Source organism: Streptomyces sp. SM1 (assembly GCF_002910825.1).
In the GTDB taxonomy this organism is placed as follows: domain Bacteria; phylum Actinomycetota; class Actinomycetes; order Streptomycetales; family Streptomycetaceae; genus Streptomyces; species Streptomyces okerensis.
Window position 1 is genome coordinate 1 of record NZ_NEUB01000768.1, and the last position, 19,232, is coordinate 19,232.

A 19,232-nucleotide genomic window follows, 5' to 3' on the forward strand; every position below is an offset into this window, starting at 1 on the left:
CGCCGGGAGGCCCGCCGCGAGGCAGCACGGGAGGCCGAGCGCACCGCGCCGCGCCGGTGCTGCCGGGGGGTGTGGCCGCTGGACTGGCGGTGCGGGGAGTGCCGGGAACTTGCAGCGCGGGGCATCGAGGACTTCCCCGCCCTCCCTCCGGGCGACAGCGACAGCGACAGCAGGACACAGCAAGACCACGACAACGAAACGGATGGACGCACGGACATGGCGGGTAAGCGGTGTATCACGGTGAAGCGGATCACGGGGTTTCTGTAGCACGCGACCACGCGCGCGCAGGTGTACACGATCGTGAAGGAGGACGGCCGCGAGTGGCCGTGGATCGTGGTGTCCCCCGACGGTGAACGCATCGCCCACCCGTCCGTGATCAACGACGAGCCGTTTATCGACGACATCCGCGACATTGTCAGGGCGCACGCCGACGGCAAGCCCGTTCCCTGTCTCCCCCGCTGACTCCGATGCCGTCGCTACCCCCGAGGAGGCAATCGGCGAGAGCGCCGAGAGCAGCGACGCGGACGAGGCCGCTCTGGTCACCGCCGACCTCCACAGCCTCCCCACCGGGCGCCTCGCTGCCCGCGAAGACACCGCGTACATCTTCGCCGACATGCACGAGCTGCTCGCCTGGCTGCGTGCACTCGGCGGCCACGTCACCCACCAGGCGGCTGGCGACGGCGTCACCCTCTGGACCCTTCACACCCACACCGAGCCCCGCCGGGACGGCTCCCGGACCCCGGTCCTGGTGCACGCACTCGCCATGACGACCGAGCTGGTCCCCGCCGCCATCACCGACCCTGACGCCTGAAGGGCCCACCGTGAGCACCCTGTTCGACATCGAGCCCACCGCGCTGGTCGTGCCCGACAACACAGTCACTCGTGACCAGTTGCCGAATTTGGCGGACTACGACCTGATCGTTGGGAATCTGTCCGGCGGCAAGGACAGCTGGCTGATGCAGAGCGTCCTGATGGACGCTGCCCGTGCGGCTGGTGTCGCCGACCGCGTGTGGACGTTCCACGCCACCCTGGGCCCGCTGGAATGGCCCGGCGTCGAGTACGGCGGCCAGTACTACCCGAGCGTGTCCGAGCTCGCTGCCCAGCAGAGCGCCGCATCAGGTGTGCCAGCCGAGCGGCACATCGAGGCCACCAAGCTCACTCTGGATGACGATCCGGAGCCGTACGACCTGCTGACGTACATCGCCGCGTACGGCTGTTTTCCCCGGTTGGGCACCAGGTACTGCACGAAGGCCTTCAAGGAGCAGGTCGAGGATGCCTCGTTCACCCCGATCATCAACGGCTTGAAGGTGAAGCTGGGTCTGGCGACCAAGCCCAACGCGGTCAAGTTGACCCGGCGCGTTCGCCGCCTGAAGTCGCTCGGACTCCGCAGCGACGAATCTCGCGACCGCGCCGCCCGCCCCGCCTACCGAAACGTCATGACCAACGGCGTCCGTCACCTGGACGAGTGGTGCCCGGCCAAGGACTGGACCACGCAGCAGGTCAAGGACTTCCACGCGGAGACCGGCTTCCCGCACCACTGGACGTACGACTCCCACCCCGGCGCAGGCGACTGGGCAGGTACCTCCCGCTGCTCCTGCTCCTTCTGCATCCTCGGCTCCAAGCGGGACCTGCTGATCTCCGTACAGCGCCGCCCGCGCCTCGCCGAGCTGATCGCCCACGTGGAGACCGTCCGCGGCGACACCTTCCGCCCCGACATCTCCATGCACGAACTCATCGCCCTGTCCCGCCAGCCTGGCGCGCCCAAGGGCGGCGTGGTCATCCCCGACGAGACCCCCGAGTTCCAGGCCATGAAGGCGTCCGTCATGGACGCCCTTTCCAAGCCGCCCCGCAAGGAAACCAGGCTGGCTGGCCGCCCCCGGACCTCGCTGCCCCTGCTCACCGACACCTGCGCCAGCTGCAACAGGTGCGCCTGACACCAGAACGGACCTCGCCATGACCACCATGACCATCGCGCCCGCCGCCTGACCCGCAACGCAGACCAACCGCCCCAGCAGCACCGGAGCACCACTCAGACCCAGCACCACACCCGCAGGACGGAGAACCGCCGTGACCGCCACCAGCTGCGAGGTAGCCGAGGAGCAGACCGAGGCGGCCGGCGAGTCCCGCGCGGGCAGCGACGCCGACGAGGTCATAACGGAGGTGGACGACGAGGCGGCGGCGGACATCGTCATTCGCCCCAGCCGCGCCCAGGGAACCAGCGTTGAAGGTGACACCCACCCGGCGGCGTGCGGGAGATCTTGAAGCGGAACCGGTACGGGCGCCATTGTCCGCGACGACGGTTCAACCTCTCTGATGAACGGCACCCGACTGACCACCCGGGTCGAGCACCCGACGCCCCACCTGCTGGAGTGCGGGCACCCGCCCATGCCGAGCGACGGCCCCGGTACCGGCTACGCCCGGGACCCGAAGACCGACGAACGGCGCTGTTCCCCCTGCGCGGACGCCTGGCAGCGGGAGCAGATGAAGACGGCCGACGTATGGATCGGCTACACCGGCGAAGACCGTAAGCGGTTCGCCACCTGGTCCGGCGGAGTGCTGGGCAAGGTCACCAGCTACGTGACCGAGGAACGAGTCCGGAGCACGCCCAGCGGCGGCCAGTACCGGATGCGGCACGTGACGGTACAGCCATGGATGCAATCACAAGCTCAATTGAGGGGGAAAGTTCAATGACCCGTGCCCAACTACCGTACGGGTGGGACGGAAAGAAGCCGATCACTCGGGCCGACCGCGGGATGAGCATCAAGGTCGAGGGCCAGGAGCTGGTCTACCGATGCGACGCGTCCGGCCACATGCCCGAGCGGAACACCCGGTACCTGATCCTCAACGAGCGCCCGACGATGCCGCGTGGTGAGGCCCGTCTCGTGGACGACAACGGTCAGACATGGTGGACCGGGGCCGCATACGTGAACCTCAAGGGCACGTTCGGCGACGGTGAAGACCGCATGCTCGCCTGGAAGTTGGGCGAGGCCGACGCGCGGGATGGGTATCCCAGCTACCACATGCAGCAGCAGCGCCGTCCTGTCGGCTCGCACGGCGAGTGGGAGAACTACAAATCCTCGTTCTCGATTCGGGCGACCGGGTGGACCGGACAGCCGCACGCGTTCAAGTCGGAGGCACTGGCGTTCCTGCGCTGGCTGCCGGAGGAACAGCCAGCCTACGAGTGGCGCGGCCGGGTCTTCCAATGGGTGAACGGCTATGCCGGCCGACCGCACACCGTCTACCCGGACGGCAAGGTTGTGCCCGACAACTGATCACGTGCCGCTGTGGATTTTCATGCTCCAGCAGTACGTGCCCCCGGCTGGTGACGAACCGGCCGCATGGGTCGACACAGCGACCCGATACGTGAACTGAAACCGCGCGGGGCGGCGCGGAATCCGATCCGGTCGCGGCTTACTGCGTGCGCCACATGAGTGCACGCATGCGTAAGGGCAAGCCCCAATACAGCGTGAAAGAACGCGAGTTCAGAGGCGCACATTCCATCAGGCATTCGTGGTGCACACCGATGGCATCTGCACAGCAATCGATGTCTGAGTCTAACGGCAGCCCAGGACGCAGCAGCAACGCCGCGCCCCGGGCTTCCGAATGTCAGCCGCAGTAGAAGTCCAGGAGGGGAAACCAGATGCCGCACGTCTACAAGAGGCCCGAAAAGCACTACGTCCAGCCCGGTGACACCGTCGTCGTCAAGCTCGGTGCGTCCGAATGCATGCAGAGTATGGGGCTGACCGGCAAGCTCATGCCGGTCTACATCCTGAGGGACGGATTCGGGAAACTCCGCGACCAGGAGACGGGCCACGACTACTCCATGCCGAACCCGCTCGGCTGGATGGAGTTCTACAAGGACGAGACCGGCTGGTACTCGTACGACGTCTACGAGATCGGTGTGAGCCACACCGTGACCCACGCGACCGGCCGCTTCTACGTCTACGTGGAAGGCAGGCAGCTATTCGGGGTCCAGTCTCCGCGTTTCGAGGAGATGCGCGACGCAGCCCGCGAAATGCACGGGCGGGATATCCCGAGCGCGGAGGTCCGCTTCGTGGAGAACAGCCGCTGTCTGCCCATCTGGTGGTCCCGCTCCGTCGTCGTGCCCCTCGATACCGAGGTCCGCGAGCGGGCTGGCCGCACCTACCGCGATACGTGGATCGACATTCCCGAGTACTTCAACCTGTTCGCCGGCCGGTACCACTTCCAGGAGGTCTGAGCCCATGCGGCCTGCTGCCGAAAAATACCAGAAGTACAGCCGCAACGACGGAATGCCGATCAACCTTCCGGACACAAAGCGAGTCGTCGAGTTCGTCGACCGGCTCGTGGAAACGGTCTGGACGCATGAGGAGCGCCTGGCCTTCGAGGCGAAGTACTACCACAGAGATACCAAGCAGGGGATCGTCGAGTTCTGGCAGGACCGGTGGTTGGAATACGCCCCGGAGATTGCCCGCCACGGCCGGTGCGTTACCTGGAAGCACCAGCGCGACGAGTGGACCCCATACCGAGTCGACGGTGTTCGCCTGGAGGACGGCGAGATCAAGGCCGTGATCCTCAAGGACCGCATGGGTTCGCGGTGGCAGGCGTGGCCGCGGGATCTGGAGCCCGCCCCCGAGCCGCACAAGCCGCTCGTCCCGGTCCGGATGACGACCGGCTACCGCACTGACCCCACGCCGAACCGGGTCAGCGTCGAGACCGCCGTGAAGGTGCTGCGCATGGCGGACCGCTACAGCGATGCGCCCCACGACCCGCACTGGACAGTCACACGCGAGACCTACGCCCACCACGTCAAGGTCGTGATCAAGAGCAACCGCAGCCTGCTGGTCGACAGCATCCGCGTCCCACATGGGGTAGCGCTGCTGGCGGCCGACGGCCGGTTCCAGATCACCCACACCTGGGGGGGGCCACGCGACGCGACGATGGCACGCCCGCTTCTGTGACCAGTTCCTCGGTACGTACGCCACGGACGTCGAGGCCGCCGATCGGCTGCACACCTTCAACGTCAAGCGCATGGGCTGACCGACACCCCGATCCGCCAGCAGAACCAAAAGGGAGCACACGTGCAGATCACAGTCCAGGCCCGTCGACGCCCCAAATGCCGAGCCCGGAAACTGGCGTAGGGGAACGGCCCCCTAGCTAGGGTGGACACATGGATCTTGCGGACGATTTGATCACCCGCCCATACGACGTATACCAGGGGCTGCGGACCGCCTCTCCGGTACACCGCATCACGGGAACGGATGGGCAACCTGCCTGGCTCGTCACCCGGTTCGACGACGTCCGCGCAGGCCTTGCCGATCCGCTGCTGTCGCTGGACAAGACGCATGCGCGTGAGGGCAATTACCGGGGGCTGTCCCTGCCTCCGGCTCTGGACGCCAACCTCCTGAATATGGATCCTCCCGACCACACCCGTCTGCGTCGCCTCGTCGGGAAGGCCTTCACCCAGCGCCGGGTCGAGCAGCTGCGCGCGCCGATCCGCGCCACCGCCGACCAACTCCTGGACGCTCTGGGCGCGGACGGCACCACAGACCTGATCACCGCCTATGCGGCCCCGCTGCCGATCACCGTAATCTGCGATCTCCTCGGCGTCCCGGCAAGCCACCGCAGGGACTTCCGCTCCTGGACAACAGCGCTGATCGCCCCGGATCCGGCCCGCCCCCACGAAGCCAAGGAAGCCATCGTGGCCATGCTGGGCTTCTTCACAGAGCTCATGGCCCACAAGCGGCGCGAGCCGGCCGACGATCTCCTTTGCGACCTGATCGCCGTACGGGACACGGAGGGCGACCGGCTCACCGAGGACGAGCTGATGTCCTTCCTCATCCTCTTCGCTGGCTATGAGAACACCGTCCAGCTGATCGGCAACGGGATCCTGGCCATGTTGCAGCATCCGGACCAGATGGTGCTGCTGAGGCAGGACCCGTCCCGGATTCCTGCCGCCGTCGAGGAGTTCGCCCGTTTCGAGGGCCCGGCCTTGCTTGCCATCCGGCGCTTCGCGATCGAGGACGTGACGATCGGCGGCGTCCGGATTCCGGCGGGCGAGACGGTACTGCTGTCCCTGTCCGCCGCCAACCGCGACCCGGATCGCTTCCCGGACCCGGACCGCCTGGACCTCGGCCGCGATGCCGGCGGCCACCTGGCGCTCGGCCACGGCATCCACTACTGCCTGGGCGCACCCTTGGCACGAGCCGAGACAGAGATCGCCCTGGCCGCGCTCCTGGAGCGGTTCGCGGATCTTGAGCTCACCGGGAACGAACCGCGGTGGCGACCTTCGCTGCGCGCCAGAGGACTCCTCGAACTGCCGGTGCGCTACGCAGCCACCGAGTCCTCGTCCTGACCGAGGCACTCGTCGACGACGCCGCTGCCCTGTCCGGCGTGGGCGGGGCAGCTAGTCTCCGGCCAGTGCCTGCTTGTCGCGCAGGCGCTCACGCAGGGCACCGACCATGGGGAGCGTCAGACCGCAGAAGAGGAACAGCACCGCCAGTCCGCTCAGCGTGGGGCTCACGACCTCCTCGGCCTTCAGCGGCCAGGGATTGTCGAGGGTGTAGAAGATGATGTACGAGCCCTTGGAGAACGCGTACGCCAGGCCGAGGGCCGCCGACACGGAGGACAAGGCGAAGCCGGCGCCGCTCCACGGTCTGATGCCCCAGTTGCGGCGTGCCGTCCTGCCGCACATGAATGCGAGTTCAGCGCAGGTGACCAGGACGTAGGAGAGGTAGATCAGCAGATACGCGGCGACCTTCGGGTCGTCGGCGTACTCGGTCGTGAACTCGACATCGGGCCGGTTCGTGGCCAGGAAGAGCGGCACCAGGATCATCAGTTCCACCGCGGCGGCGAAGCCGCGCTGGAACATCGCGGCCTTCAGGTACTCGGGCCGGTAGGCGAGGTCCACCATCGTGATCTGAAGGAAGGCACACCACAGGACCGCACAGATGTGAGCCACCAGCTTGCCGACGTTGTGCAGGCCCGTGATGTCCTGCAACGCATCGGCCACCGCGGGGACGGCGCACAGGACGCCTAGTGTGCACACCCCGAAGGCGAGGGCGATCGCCCAGGTGGACACCCGCGGATTGCCCACGGCCCTCCGTGTGCAGAGCGCTGTGACCACCAATCCGGCTGCGGTGCACGTCCCGAAGACTATGCCGTCGACCACTTACAAACCCTCCAGTGCATCTGCCGCATAGCGTGCGGCGTCGTCCATACTCCGGCGTCGTTGAGGCTTGTCGGGCGACTTGTCCGCCTCGTCGTCCGGCACCGGCTCTAGACCGAGATCATCCCGACGCTGTTCAAGGTCCGCGATGAGGTTCTGCACCTCGTCGGGCGGCATGCCGTTCAGCAGTGCGAGAACTCGGCGTACCTGAGGATCCTCGAAGGCCTCCAGGGCCTTGAGATCGCCATAGGTGTTGTGCGGCAGAAGATGTGCGGGTGGGACGCCGCCGAGAGCTTCGCACAGTGCCAGGATGGTGCCCACCGTCGGGTTGTCCTGGGAACCCTTGGCCAATTTGGCGATGGCGGCGTGAGACACCGACGGGTGCTCGCCCGGCAGTGCGTCGACGGCGGCAGACAGCGTGCGCGACGAGAACGCGCGGCCTTTGGCATCGCGGCGGGCGGCCATCAACGCGCTAAGTCTCTCCGCCAGAGGGCGGCGGCCGCGCCTCAGCACAGGCAGGGATTGCCGGACAGGGCCTGGGGGCCGTCCTGCTGCAGGCTGTACACCACTATGTATCGGTCTCTCACTCAGGCGGGGTTCGGTGCTGTGTATTTTAGTTGACATAGCCGGGGGCGCAAGGCAGGATCACGATAGGGTGAATGAAACCCTGCGCAGCAGATTGATTACTGACCGTAACGACTGTAGTGCGGGAATGATCTCCTGGGTGCTGGGTCCCCAGTAGCCCGAAGAGTTGGACACGACGGCGGTGGATGCGGCGTTGGTGTTTGCCGAACTGCGGCTCACGCTCGCAGTTCGGGCGCTGCACCGGCAGGGGGAAGAGTTGAGGATGGAGCTGGCATCCAACAGCAGTGACCATGTTGGCCGGGATGTGCGGGGAGAGTCAGCCATGGCGCGTGCTCTTCGTGAACGCCACTGCTCTCGACGGGAGAGGGTGAGCGCCGGGGGAGGGGCTCGTCCGTGCCCTCGCGTGACTCCCCGCCGGGCGCAACTGGCCCGCGCCCGCAGATGGCGCCGGGCCGAGCGCCTCGCGCATCCCGCGGTACCTCCCGCGGGATGCCGTCTCGAGCGGGCGGCACCTCCACGCCCCCCGCTTCTTCTTGCCGGCGCGCGGGTGGGTCAAAGCGCACCTCCAGGACCAGTAATGCGAATCGACGGAAGCGGAGCCATGAGGTCGTGATCACTGAGTGCCTGTGCCGGCCAGCCGGTACCGGAGGCACTTCACGACCTCGTCCCCACTCCCGAGGAGCGCACCATGCTGACTCTGGGCTCACTGCCCACTGACCGGCCGGAACTCGAACTGACATTCGTAGCAAGCGGTTCCCTGCGTGCCCAGACCGCGGAGATCACCGGCGTGGTGACGGTGGCGCCGGAGCAGCTGCTGGAAGACGGTGTCCCGTCGGCTCTGCCTGACGGCTCGCTCGTCTTGATCACCGGAATTTCTCCCTTCCGCCTGCGTGGCCGTATCACCACGGTTCTCGATCTGTTGCTGCAGCGGATAAGCCGGGACGGCGGCGCAGGTCTGGCCGTCAGTGCAGCTCCCGGGGCGCGCCAGCCGTTCCCCCCGGTCATCGTGGACCGGGCCAGTGGGCTGGGCATCGCCCTGCTGATCACGTCTGCTCCCACCGAGTGCTGGGAAGGCGTGCATGAGGAGATCCAGCAGTCCCGCCTGAGGTTCGCTGAGCGTCGTGCCGCCCAACTCAGCTCGCTGTTACAGGAGTTGCCGGCCCAGCTGGCCGATTCCAGGGCCATGCAGCGCATCGCGGACTGGCTCGCCCGGGTCCTCGACTGCCAGGTTCTGGTCAGCGAACCGGAGCGGGTCCTCGCCGCCTCACCGGCCACGGCAGCAGAGCAGCTGGCTCAGGCCATCATCCGGCAGTCCGTCGACGGAGTTCTCCCCGAGACGCTCTCCGGACCCCACACCCAGCTCATCTCGCTCGCCCCGGCCTCGGCCGCGGACACCGTACTCGCGGTGGCCCGCAGAACCCCATTCGACGAGGCGGATCTGCGGTTGCTGCGTCATGCGGCGAAACTCCTGGGCCTCGTGGACCAGGCGCACCGCGAATACCGGGCAGCCTCCGGTGCCTCCCAAGCGGCGCGCAGCGCAGCGTTCGAGCTTCTTCTAGACGGCGAGGTTGAAAAGGCGCGGCGTGTCATGGCCAATTTGGCGCCCGGACTTCTGGAAACGGAAACCGCCCGCGTCTTCGTTGTGGAGACCCAGCCGTCACGCCGGGAGCTGACTGTCCGCCGCTGCAGGACATCTGTCGGCCAGCATGCCCTCGTCGTGCCTGCCCCGAGAGACGACCGGCGGATACTGATCGTGCAGCCGATCCGCCCCGACGAGGATTCCGGGGAGGATGTCTCCGCCGAACTCACCCGCCTGGTGGGCGCATTGGGGCCGCCGTCGTCTCTGGGGGGCAGCGGCGTCTACTCCATGGCCCTGCTCGCCGACGCACTTCACGAGGCCATCACCGCCCAGAGGTTTGCCGCCTTCCAACCTGACTCCGTGGCCCTCTCCGTGCACGGCTCCGACCTCGTCAGTCTCCTGCCGCAGGCGGAAGCGCAACACTGGGCCCGCCGCCTGCTGCACCCGCTGATGCGCGACGAGACGCAGTGGGAGTCCATGCGCGAAACCCTTCCGGCCGCCCTCGCCTACCCATACACGGTGGCCGCCCGCCGGCTGCGCCTGCACCGCAACACGGTCATGCGCCGCGCCTCACGAGCCGCCGAACTCCTGCGCATGGACTTCACGTCCATAAGCGACCGCATAGCCGTCGCCCTGGCCATGGAACTGGTCACGCAACGAGAGGGTTCCGCCTCTCCGCGGCTGGCCGGTGCGGAACCGCCCTCCTTGGCGCGGCTGTTGGACACTCCCCAGGTACACGCCTGGGCACAGACCTTGGTCAGACCGGTCCAGGCAGACCGGCGTGACCTCCAGTCCACGGCGCTCGCCTGGCTCACCTTCGACGCGCACGTCGAGCCGGCAGCCCGCGCGCTCGGTCTCTCCGAGGTCACAGTGCGTTCCCATCTGCGCGCCGTGGAGAACCACATGCAGCGCGATCTCGCCACCCTCGCGGGCGTACGCGATCTGCAGTTCTCACTTCATGTCGTCACGGGCCAGCCTGATCTGCCCTCAGATCAGCAAGGGCTGTCTGTCGTTGCCTGCTGAGCGCCTCGGCGTCACAGAACTCGGCGTGAGAGAGACCCCTCCTTCTTCTTCCTCATGTGGTCGGCCTTCGCAGCTCGTCGAGGGGCGGCACGTCTTCGACGGCCATGTCCGCACGCACCCGCACAAAGCGCACAGGGTGGCGCAGACGGCCGCGGGCGTCCCGGGAGACATCCACGCTGATCTCGACGACGGTCTCCGGAACGACCAGAGACACCTGCAGTTTCTCCCGTGATCCCCAGCCGGCGGAGAAAGACCACCCGGCCCACGGGTGATCCGCTACCGGGCGCAAGAGACCGCCCATGATCTGAGCCTGAACTCCCGGCAAGGCGCTCGTGCGTCCCGCATACTGCAGTCGTCCGTCGAAGTCGTGCCTGCCGAGCAGCAGTGTCCGGGGACGGTGGGGCGCCCCGGTGACCGCACCGACGATCATCTCCAGGGTGTCGCGCACCCGGAACTTCCGCCAGGAGCGTTCTCCTGGCCGATAGCTTTCGCCGCCGTCCTTGAACACGCAGCCTTCCACGCCGGCCACGGACCAGGCCAGCCACCCTCGGGCCACTTCGGCATCGTTTGTTGACGGGCACAACGTCCACGGCGCAGCCAGCCCCTCCCGCTGGAACAGGGTCTCGAGTGCCCGCCGTCTCTCGACGTATGGGCGTTCGCGCAGGCTCTGGCCCTCGACGTGGAGCAGGTCGAACACGACGTAGTGGGCCAGCTGGGCAGCCGCGGCCTGCTGAGCGACGGCGCCCCGGCGGTGCAACCGCTGCGTGAGCCGCCCGAACGCGAGCCTGTTCTCCTCCCACACGACCAATTCGCCGTCGAAGACGACGGAAAAGGGCAACCGCCGAAGGGCTGAGGTGATCTCCGGAAAGGCCGCGGATAGATCACTGCCCGTGCGCGAGCGCAGCGCCGTAGGGCCGGTAGCATCGTGTGCCGCGAACGCCCGGAAGCCATCCCATTTCGGTTCGGCAAACCAGTTCAAGGGTAGTGCAAACGTCTCGACGGGAGTCGCCAGCATTGGCTCGGAGGGAAGGTCGATCACATCGGAGGGCTACCACAAACGCCTCGCGGGACGAAGGAAGACACGAGGAAAAACGGCTCGTCAGTATGGGGTTAGATCACCTTCCACGTCACCGCAAGAGACCACCGGGAAATGTCTCTCTATCGACCAACCTGCCGTTCGTGGCGTGGTGTTCAGGGTGGGGCGGAAGTTTGCCAAGTGATAGACGAGCTACGCGTGCGGCCTGAAAGTGTGCAACCCCGACACCCCTGTCATGAGGAAGGTGCACTTCCGCGCCGGCATGTAGCCGACTGGTGCAATACCGACAGGTGTCAACGGCCAGTTTGTGCACCGGCGAAATGGCATCGCCACGCGCATATGCCTAGCGTTGCCGATGCAAGCCCGGCCAACCATGAGGCGAGTGAGGCTCAAGCCGAAACTGCCCACGGGGAAGCCGACAAAGCCCGCGGCGGTGAACCGCTGCACGCACCGGGAGGCGGGCGCTGAAAGGTGGTTGGAGCCACCGCATATGAAGGAGCGCACCGATGATCCACCCCCACCCCGAAGCGTCCAACTCTGACGAGTTCAAAGGTTTCGATGAAGCCCGGCGCATCATGTGGTGCCATGAAGCTCGTGCCCGCGTGTACGAACGGTTCGAGCAGACGAGCTTCATCGGTGACACGAACGTTGCAGCGGTCCACGTCGACAACACCACCAGGGCAGACCGTGTGTTCCTCGTGGCTTTCGACAAGGCCGGCCAGCAGGTCGGCGTCGACACGCTCTTCATCGACGAGCCGAATCAACACCTCGGCATCGCGCCCGAGTTCGACCACGATTTCACCGGCATGGACGTCGTTCCGGACTCTCAGCTTGACCAGTCCATCTCTCGCGAGAACGGCTGGGTCGTCAACCTGAAGGTACTGCGCGAGTACGACCCCTTGGCCGATCGCCGGGCCACGCAGCGTGCGGTGTTCCTGGCACATCTGCAGGACATGATGAAGAACGGTGATGTCCGCGGATTCCTGTTTGGCCGGGGTGAGTCCGACGACACCGATGCGGCGTGAGAGACCACGACCTCGTACCTCAGACGACCCCCGCCGGCAGCCTGGCTGGCGGGGGTCGTCTGATCTCTGACGCTGTTACGAGTGCTGCGTTTCGCAACAGGGGAGGGCATCAGCACAGCTGATCCGGGTGTCGAACCCAGGCCGAGTGCTTTGCGGGGAGACATGCCGTGGACCGGCTAACGCCGGTCCCGGGTGACGCCTCGCGGTGAGCTCTACGAGGCCCACGCAGTTCGTCTTCGACATCGTCGACCAGAACCTTCCCCCCCCGACCTCGAGCAGCGACTGGGCGGCAGAGCCCAGGACCGCCTCCGCCGATTCCGGGCTCCCGCTGGACGACGTCCTCGATCTGAGCACAGCGCTCGATCTCGTCGATGCGAAGATCGAGCTGCTCAGCGAGTACAAGCTCAAATACCCGCAGGACTACGCGCCGGATGGCATCCGGTCCATGAACGACGAGGTCGAGCAGCTGCACCAGCTGCGCACGCGCCTGATGGACCTGCAGGCCCGCCGGGAAGCAGAGTCCTCCGCCCTGAGAAGACGACGATGCCCTGACCGCCTCGTGGCGGTCAGGGCATCGAATCAGGCTCGGTACGCGGCAGTGCCGCCCTGCCGGGTCGTCACACCGGCGGGATGAGCAGCGAGGCCCCCGCGTAGATGAGATCCGGATTCTGGATCTTGTTCGTCTCGACCAGGATGCCGATCGGCATCCCCGTCGTCCCCGAGATCGCGGTGAGCGTATCGCCTGGCTTGATGGTGTACGGCTTCGCCTTCGGCGCGGGCTTCGCCTCGGCCGGTGCACCCGATCCGTTGGGCTTGTCCTCGTCGCCGCGACCCGGCGTCGGATCCTGACTCGCCCCGTTCTCGTCCTGCTTCCCCGTGCCGCCCTCGCTCGGCTGCTGGGCGCTGCCGCCTCCGGCGTTCTTCTCGCCGGGATTCACCGGTGCCTCGACCGGGGCGTGATTGCCCTGCAGTGCCTGGATGAAGCCGCCGTCGGACGTCGCGAGCTGCGTCAGGCCCCATCCGGCGAAGAGCGCCGCTCCGCCCACCATGACGCTGGCGGCGATGACGGGTCCGTTGCCGAAGCCCATCGGGCCGGCGTGACTCCCGGCAGCTGCTCTCGTCTGCGCCGACGGCTTCGACGTCGTCCCCACTGGCCTCTGAATCGTAGCCGTCATCCCTGTCCCGACTCCTCTGTGAATAGCACGCACAATCATTCATGTCCGACATTGGCATTCTACTCATAGTCGAACTGAAGTTGATAGAATAAGGGATTGGATGGCAGTCCGAATCCTGTCCGATAGCCCCCCAATGGACCCCTGAGTCACCGACCGCCAGACCGAACGAAGGAACCGCATCACCATGGCCAACTACTCCATCTCCGCCAGCCAGATCACCGAGGGCAAGAACGTCTTCATCCGCGGGAAGCTCGGCTTCGCCGTACTCGCCCGCCTCATCGAAGGCACGGAGCTCGTTGCCAGCGACCAGCGCAAGACGAAGAACGGGATGAGCCCCATCGGCAAGCCGCACACCACCGCGACGATCATTCACGCCGAGGTCCAGTTCGCCGATCCGAACAACCCCACCCTCGAAGAGCAGTTCGTCTCCGAGCGCCGCTACGACTCCCCGAAGCGGCCCGAAACCGGACCCAACTACTCCATCGACTCCAAGGGCAGCACCCTGCCGGTCATCGCGATCCCTTCTCCGAAGGGCGACGGCACCTACGACCAGGACGAGTCCGGTCAGGAGCTCGCGCAGGGCCTCGACGTCACGCTCGTGCTGCGCACCTACAAGCCGAAGAACTTCAACAACCGAGGCCTGGCCCTCGAGCAGGTGATCGTCCACGAGGCGCCGCGCTACTACAAGGCCGGCGGCATCGACCAGGCTGAGCTGGCTGCGCGTGGCATCGTGCTCAACGGCACGCCGCGTCCCGTTCAGGCCACTCCTGCCAGCGCTGCCCCTGCCGCCGCCGTCCCGGTGGCGACGGAGGTCGAGGACGGCCTGTCCTTCCCGGCCCCCCAGCCGGCGTCCGCACCTGTGGCCGTGGCCGCGCAGGCTCCCGTTCAGGCTCAGGCCCCGGCGACCGCCGTGGCTGCGCCCGTCGCTGCGGCTCCTGCTCCGGCCGCGGCTCCTGCCCAGCAGGAGACCCTGGAGCAGAAGCTCGCGCGCCTTGAGGCCGAGAACGCCTCCCTCAAGGACGCCGGTTCGGCCGTGGGCTCGCCCGTGGCCACCGACCCCTGGAACGGCTCCGGCCTGGCCCAGCAGGCGGGGATCACCTACCAGGGCTGATCCACGCTGACCCTCGATGAGACCCCCGTACTCGCATCCGTGCGGTACGGGGGTCCTGTCTTTCTCTTCCCCTCCTGACGCCTCCGACCGAAAGCGTGCGTCCCACGATGACTCCAGCCGACCCCCATGCCTGGTTCCCGCAGTTCTACGGCAACCCCGCGATCCGCACTCTCGCCAGTGCCTGTCGGTGGACCATCTCCGGACAGATCGGGGAAGAGACCCCCGACAATCCCACCAAGCCGCCGAAGCGCAAGGCCCCGATCGACGTACGGCACCTGCTCGCCGGCTGCACGTCCAGCTGCAAGCACGCCAGCCCACTACGCGGAGCCTTCGCCCTGGACGAGACCTGCCTGCTCACCCTCGACGAACTCACCGCGGCGATACCGAACGCCGCGAACACCGCCTTCTACCTCCAGGCCCAGACTGACGGGCTGCTCGTCCTCGACATCGAGGCCGACTGCCCGCCAGGAGTGGCCACAGACCTGCTGCGGCTGCCGGGCATCCTCTACTCGGAGCTGTCGATGTCCGGCCAGGGCTTCCATCTCGTCATGCCGCTGCCGAAGAACTTCCACGACTTCCCTGTAGCCGCCGGCAAGCGCGTCCTGCGTGAGGAACACGGCTGGTACGAGCTGCTCCTGGACCACTGGTCGACCTTCACCCGCCAGCCGGTGCCCGATCGCATCGTCGCTCACGTCAACACAGCAACTAATGTGCCGGCCTTCGCCTCCATCGAGGACCTCTACGCGCAGCTGGCCGTGAACGCCAGCGAGAGCTCCGGTGCTTCAGCATCAGCTGTCGACACCACCGAGGACATGCCCGACATCCCGTACTCGCAGGCGATCGTCGAGCAGGCCCTGGCCAGTGCACGCCATCAGCTCCGGGATCCCGGCGACTTCAACCACGACATGTCCCGCTGGGAATTCTCGGTTCTCGCCTCGCTCTACGGCTGGATGCGGACGCAACTGCGCGCCTACAGCGCCCTCGGCGTCGAGTACTCGACGGGCGACACCGCGTGGTTGCTCTACAAGGCGGCGGTCGATGTCATCCCTGCGCGCCCCAAGCACCGCGAGCGGCGCAACGGCCGGCCCTTCCTCCTCGACCGGGCGGCTGCGCTCGTGGCCGACCGCGAGGCCCGTTCCTCGTCGACCAACTGACGCTCTGTTCCTGCTGCTGCTTCTGCTCCTGGTTCATCTGCTGCCTCCGGCAACGGGGGTGGGGTGGGTGACGGGTGCTGCGGCGGGGCCGGGCACAGGTGGAGGACAGTGCTGGATCGCGCGGAGCGCGATCGGGTGGCGATGTGCAGCGGGGCTCCATCGCCACCAATGGCGGGAGTGCAGGTCTCCGCCAGGCTCCGACGGCGCGGCCCGCGCCACAGGACCCTTCACGGCCTATGCAGCCTCGGCGGCGCCGAGAGCAGCAGCGCCGTCCTCCGACATCTCTTGGCTTTCTCTCTCTTCCTCGCCCACGCACAGAAAAGACGTCGACATGAAGTTCAACGACACCCTGACGACCCTCATCAAGCAGTCCCTTGAGGTCGGCGCGACGCCCGCTCTCATGGGCGAACCCGGCATCGGCAAGTCCAGCTTCGTCGAGGACCTGGCCTACTCCATGGGCACGCAGGCATTCACGCTGCCGTGCAACCAGCTCGCCGACAAAGCAGACCTCACCGGTGCGCGCCTGGTGCCGTACACCAAGGACGACGGCACGCAGAGCTACAAGCAGGTCTTTTACCCGCACCAGGTGATCCAGGAGTGCATCGACTACGCCGAGAAGAACCCGCGCGAGTGGCCGATCCTCTTCCTCGACGAGATCAACCGCACCACCTCCGACGTCACCTCCGGCGCGCTGACCCTGGTCACGCTGCGCCGCATGGGGTACGTCGACCTGCCCAAGAACGTCCGCATCGTCGTGGCCGGCAACGACAGGGGCAACGTCACCTCGCTCGACGAGGCAAGCCTGTCCCGCTTCGCGATCTTTCACGTCGAGCCCGACGCCGCCACCCTCATGTCCGTCCTCGGCGACAACATGAACCCCTGGGTGAAGACGGTGCTCACGCAAGCCCCCGGGCTCGTCTTCCAGAAGTCGACGCCCGAGGCCATCGTCGCCGACGGCCAGGACGACGACGACAACGGCAACGTCACGATGGCCGATCTGTTCGACGGCGGCGAGGAGATGAACCAGCTCACCACGCCGCGCACCATCGACAACCTGTCGAAGTGGCTCAACGCGGCCGACCCGCAGCAGCTGGCGCAGTATCTGGCCACCCCGATCCAGATCGGCGACCGCGAGACCTCGCTGCTGAACGAGGCCATCGAGGCCTACGTCGGGGACACCATGTTCACCACGCAGCTCGTGGCCACCATCGCCCAGGACCTGGCGAGCAACGTCGGCGGCGTGCAGCAGAACCGGGTGAACGTCCCGAAGCCGAACTGCTACCAGAGCTTGAAGGCCGCAGCGACCATGACCGACATGGCCGCGGTCATCGCGACGCTGACCGACAACGAGAAGTCCGGGTCGCTGCTGTACGCGCTCAAGGAGAGCAAGGACAACGCGCGCCTCATCGAGCAGCTGGCCCAGGCCATCACCCAGATCGAGCCGGAGCACACCCGCACGCTCATCGAGATGGTGACCAGCCAGCAGATCGACCGCCAGAACCTCGAGGCCTTCATGGAGATCGACGCTCCGATCGTCAACCAGGCCAAGCCGGTCCTCTCGGCCTTCCTCTGATCGCTCGCTCACCGGTGGTGGGGACTACTGCGGTGCAGTCCTTGCTGCAACTCCCCACCACCGGCGGCGTTCTGCCGCTGCCTTGTCCTCAGAAGGAGACCACGACCCATGACGATCACCGTCACGAACCAGAAGCCGGCCGTACTCGACGCACTGCACACCATCTCGTGCACCGGTGATTACGACCCGATGCCGGCGATCCAGCAGACCCTCATCGACCCGCTGCTGGAGCCGTTGAACCCCAACGCCCCGGCGAGCATCACCGACGCCCAGGGCGCTGATCTGACGGGGAACATCCCGGATCTGGTCCTGAGCTGCCTCGGCGACACGCTGAACGTGGCCAGCGAGCAGACCGTCAAGGAGCTGCTCGGGCAGACCCTGATCAACTTCGACCAGGGCACACCGCTGCCGGTCGCCGAGCTCTTCGCCGTCCAGGCCGGACAGCAGAACAAGATGCCCGCGCCCTCCCCGCGGGTGCTCTACACCGCGCAGGCTGATGTCCTCCCGGCCGCGAAGGCTCTGCTGGCGGGGACCGGCGACGAGAGCGCCTTCTTCGCCTCGATCGCCTACACCTTCCACCCCGACACCCTCGGGTTCTGGTTCCAGTCCTCCGCGGCCTTCGACGACTTCAAGATCTGGCTGTCCCAGCAGACACAGACGATGGCCAGTGCGTTGCCGCTGGCCACCACCAAGCTGCTCAACGACTTCACGGCCCTGTCCCTGAAGGGGCTCACCGAGTCGCTGCTGGTGCGCAAGGACGACTCTGACGCCAACGATGAGCACTCCTTCGCCCGCGTGCTCGTGCACATGCTCATGAACTACATCGAGCAGCAGCGGGTCCAGGCCAGCCAGCAGAACACCGCCCTGGACACAGGCGTCCTGCCGTTCACGATCGGGGAGTTGTTCTGCCCGCGCTCCCTCGTCCTGGTCAACGTCGAGGCCCATGCCCGGGCCACCGCGGCGAAGATCACGGGGGAGTGGAACCTCATCAACCAGTCGCTGGCCTCGCCGGTGAAGGTCGTCTCGAACACGTCGCTGTCCAAGCTCACGTCGCTGCCACGGGCCGCCGCCCGGGCCGCCGCCCTGGGAGCCACGCAGCAACCGGGCCAGCCTGGCAGCCGTAGCGCCCAGGTGGCGTTCCGCAAGCAGCCGCCGAGCAAGCTCGACCTGCTCAAGGACATCACCCGGGTGCTGCGCCGGATGGGCAAGGTCAACAAGTCACAGAACATCTTCCGCACAACGAAGGCGACCTTCCTCAAGGCCAACCGTCGGGACCCGGACGACTGCAACAAGCCCGGCCGGATCACCTCGGTGCAGTACATGCCCGACCTGCACATCTACATCGACACCTCCGGTTCGATCTCCGAGGAGAACTACCAGGAGGCGGTCATGATGCTCATCCGGATCGCCAAGAAGCTCAACATCAACCTGTACTTCAACTCGTTCAGCCACTTCCTGTCCCAGGAGGTGATGCTGCGCACGGAGAACAAGTCGACGACTCAGATCTGGAAGGAGTTCCGCAGGATCCCGAAGGTGTCGGGCGGAACGGAGTACACCCAGATCTGGCGGTACATCAACGCCAGCCGCGTGCGCCAGCGCAGGCTCTCGCTCGTGGTCACCGACTTCGACTGGCTGCCGCCGTCCACGCGCCAGGACCACCCGAAGAACCTGTACTACGCACCGTGCTCCGCCATGGACTGGTCGTTCATGGTTGACCTGGCAAAACGCTACGCCGACTCGATGCAGCACATCGATCCGAGCATCCGGCAGAAGCTCCTCGGCATGGTCGTCTGACCCTGCTGCCCCAAGAACCGCCAAGAGCGG

The 19,232-nt window shown here is 66.6% G+C and carries 21 protein-coding genes; 17 read left to right on the forward strand and 4 right to left on the reverse strand.

The window, feature by feature from the left end; genetic code table 11:
- The 10 genes from B9S61_RS41665 to B9S61_RS23260 all read left to right on the forward strand — a co-directional run.
- On the forward strand, nt 1-267 hold a 267-nt coding region (locus B9S61_RS41665; RefSeq protein ID WP_219819948.1), incomplete at its 5' end, for a hypothetical protein.
- 21 nt (nt 268-288) lie between these two features.
- A complete protein-coding gene (locus B9S61_RS41000) occupies nt 289-462 on the forward strand; it encodes a hypothetical protein (RefSeq protein ID WP_006378913.1) in 174 nt (57 codons plus the stop codon).
- A complete protein-coding gene (locus B9S61_RS23225; RefSeq protein ID WP_103544004.1) occupies nt 413-811 on the forward strand; it encodes a hypothetical protein in 399 nt (132 codons plus the stop codon). Before B9S61_RS41000 ends, B9S61_RS23225 begins: the two co-directional genes overlap by 50 nt.
- Before the next feature lie 10 nt (nt 812-821).
- Nucleotides 822-1,934, forward strand: coding sequence for a phosphoadenosine phosphosulfate reductase (locus tag B9S61_RS23230; protein ID WP_006378754.1), 1,113 nt, complete (start codon nt 822-824; stop codon nt 1,932-1,934).
- Nucleotides 1,935-2,067: 133 nt separating this feature from the next.
- Complete coding sequence (locus B9S61_RS23235) at nt 2,068-2,262, forward strand: hypothetical protein (RefSeq protein ID WP_006379282.1); 195 nt, start codon at nt 2,068-2,070, stop codon at nt 2,260-2,262.
- A 51-nt stretch (nt 2,263-2,313) separates the two neighbouring features.
- On the forward strand, nt 2,314-2,691 hold the full coding sequence (locus B9S61_RS23240) for a hypothetical protein (RefSeq protein ID WP_103544005.1): 378 nt from the start codon (nt 2,314-2,316) through the stop codon (nt 2,689-2,691).
- A gap of 62 nt (nt 2,692-2,753) precedes the next feature.
- Entirely contained in the window at nt 2,754-3,272 is a 519-nt protein-coding gene (locus tag B9S61_RS23245) for a hypothetical protein (RefSeq protein WP_030214010.1), read from the forward strand.
- 368 nt (nt 3,273-3,640) lie between these two features.
- On the forward strand, nt 3,641-4,219 hold the full coding sequence (locus B9S61_RS23250) for a hypothetical protein (RefSeq protein WP_103544006.1): 579 nt from the start codon (nt 3,641-3,643) through the stop codon (nt 4,217-4,219).
- Nucleotides 4,220-4,223: 4 nt separating this feature from the next.
- Nucleotides 4,224-4,940 carry a hypothetical protein gene (locus tag B9S61_RS23255; RefSeq protein WP_103544007.1) on the forward strand — a complete coding sequence of 239 codons (717 nt, stop codon included), beginning with the start codon at nt 4,224-4,226 and terminating at the stop codon, nt 4,938-4,940.
- A gap of 209 nt (nt 4,941-5,149) precedes the next feature.
- Nucleotides 5,150-6,334, forward strand: coding sequence for a cytochrome P450 (locus B9S61_RS23260; RefSeq protein WP_103544008.1), 1,185 nt, complete (start codon nt 5,150-5,152; stop codon nt 6,332-6,334).
- A gap of 51 nt (nt 6,335-6,385) precedes the next feature.
- On the opposite strand, the gene B9S61_RS23265 is transcribed toward B9S61_RS23260, so the two are convergent.
- Together B9S61_RS23265 and B9S61_RS23270 are read right to left on the reverse strand one after the other, a co-directional pair.
- A complete protein-coding gene (locus B9S61_RS23265; RefSeq protein WP_258039812.1) occupies nt 6,386-7,075 on the reverse strand; it encodes a hypothetical protein in 690 nt (229 codons plus the stop codon).
- Between the two features lie 75 nt (nt 7,076-7,150).
- On the reverse strand, nt 7,151-7,612 hold the full coding sequence (locus B9S61_RS23270) for a hypothetical protein (protein ID WP_030214026.1): 462 nt from the start codon (nt 7,610-7,612) through the stop codon (nt 7,151-7,153).
- 808 nt (nt 7,613-8,420) lie between these two features.
- Between B9S61_RS23270 and B9S61_RS23275 the strand changes: the two genes are divergently transcribed.
- Nucleotides 8,421-10,334 carry a helix-turn-helix domain-containing protein gene (locus B9S61_RS23275; protein ID WP_103544009.1) on the forward strand — a complete coding sequence of 638 codons (1,914 nt, stop codon included), beginning with the start codon at nt 8,421-8,423 and terminating at the stop codon, nt 10,332-10,334.
- Nucleotides 10,335-10,386: 52 nt separating this feature from the next.
- Here the strand turns inward: B9S61_RS23275 and B9S61_RS23280 are convergent, their stop codons facing one another.
- Nucleotides 10,387-11,373 carry an ATP-dependent DNA ligase gene (locus tag B9S61_RS23280; RefSeq protein ID WP_103544010.1) on the reverse strand — a complete coding sequence of 329 codons (987 nt, stop codon included), beginning with the start codon at nt 11,371-11,373 and terminating at the stop codon, nt 10,387-10,389.
- Nucleotides 11,374-11,876: 503 nt separating this feature from the next.
- On the opposite strand from B9S61_RS23280, the gene B9S61_RS23285 reads away from it, so the two are divergent.
- Nucleotides 11,877-12,395: a hypothetical protein gene (locus B9S61_RS23285; protein ID WP_103544011.1), complete on the forward strand. Its 519-nt coding sequence runs from the start codon at nt 11,877-11,879 to the stop codon at nt 12,393-12,395.
- A gap of 205 nt (nt 12,396-12,600) precedes the next feature.
- The gene (locus B9S61_RS23290) at nt 12,601-13,029 is read left to right on the forward strand and encodes a hypothetical protein (RefSeq protein WP_103544012.1); all 429 of its coding nucleotides are present in this window, start codon (nt 12,601-12,603) and stop codon (nt 13,027-13,029) included.
- Here the strand turns inward: B9S61_RS23290 and B9S61_RS23295 are convergent.
- Nucleotides 13,013-13,483 carry a LysM peptidoglycan-binding domain-containing protein gene (locus tag B9S61_RS23295; RefSeq protein ID WP_006378639.1) on the reverse strand — a complete coding sequence of 157 codons (471 nt, stop codon included), beginning with the start codon at nt 13,481-13,483 and terminating at the stop codon, nt 13,013-13,015. The genes B9S61_RS23290 and B9S61_RS23295 overlap by 17 nt on opposite strands.
- A 271-nt stretch (nt 13,484-13,754) precedes the next feature.
- Between B9S61_RS23295 and B9S61_RS23300 the strand changes: the two genes are divergently transcribed.
- The 4 genes from B9S61_RS23300 (at nt 13,755) to B9S61_RS23315 (ending at nt 19,202) form a co-directional block, all read left to right on the forward strand.
- Complete coding sequence (locus tag B9S61_RS23300; protein WP_103544014.1) at nt 13,755-14,681, forward strand: hypothetical protein; 927 nt, start codon at nt 13,755-13,757, stop codon at nt 14,679-14,681.
- 107 nt (nt 14,682-14,788) lie between these two features.
- Nucleotides 14,789-15,835 carry a hypothetical protein gene (locus B9S61_RS23305; protein ID WP_006378925.1) on the forward strand — a complete coding sequence of 349 codons (1,047 nt, stop codon included), beginning with the start codon at nt 14,789-14,791 and terminating at the stop codon, nt 15,833-15,835.
- 331 nt (nt 15,836-16,166) lie between these two features.
- The gene (locus B9S61_RS23310; RefSeq protein ID WP_006378909.1) at nt 16,167-17,408 is read left to right on the forward strand and encodes an AAA family ATPase; all 1,242 of its coding nucleotides are present in this window, start codon (nt 16,167-16,169) and stop codon (nt 17,406-17,408) included.
- A 108-nt stretch (nt 17,409-17,516) separates the two neighbouring features.
- Entirely contained in the window at nt 17,517-19,202 is a 1,686-nt protein-coding gene (locus tag B9S61_RS23315; protein WP_006378804.1) for a hypothetical protein, read from the forward strand.
- The last annotated feature ends 30 nt before the right edge of the window (nt 19,203-19,232 follow it).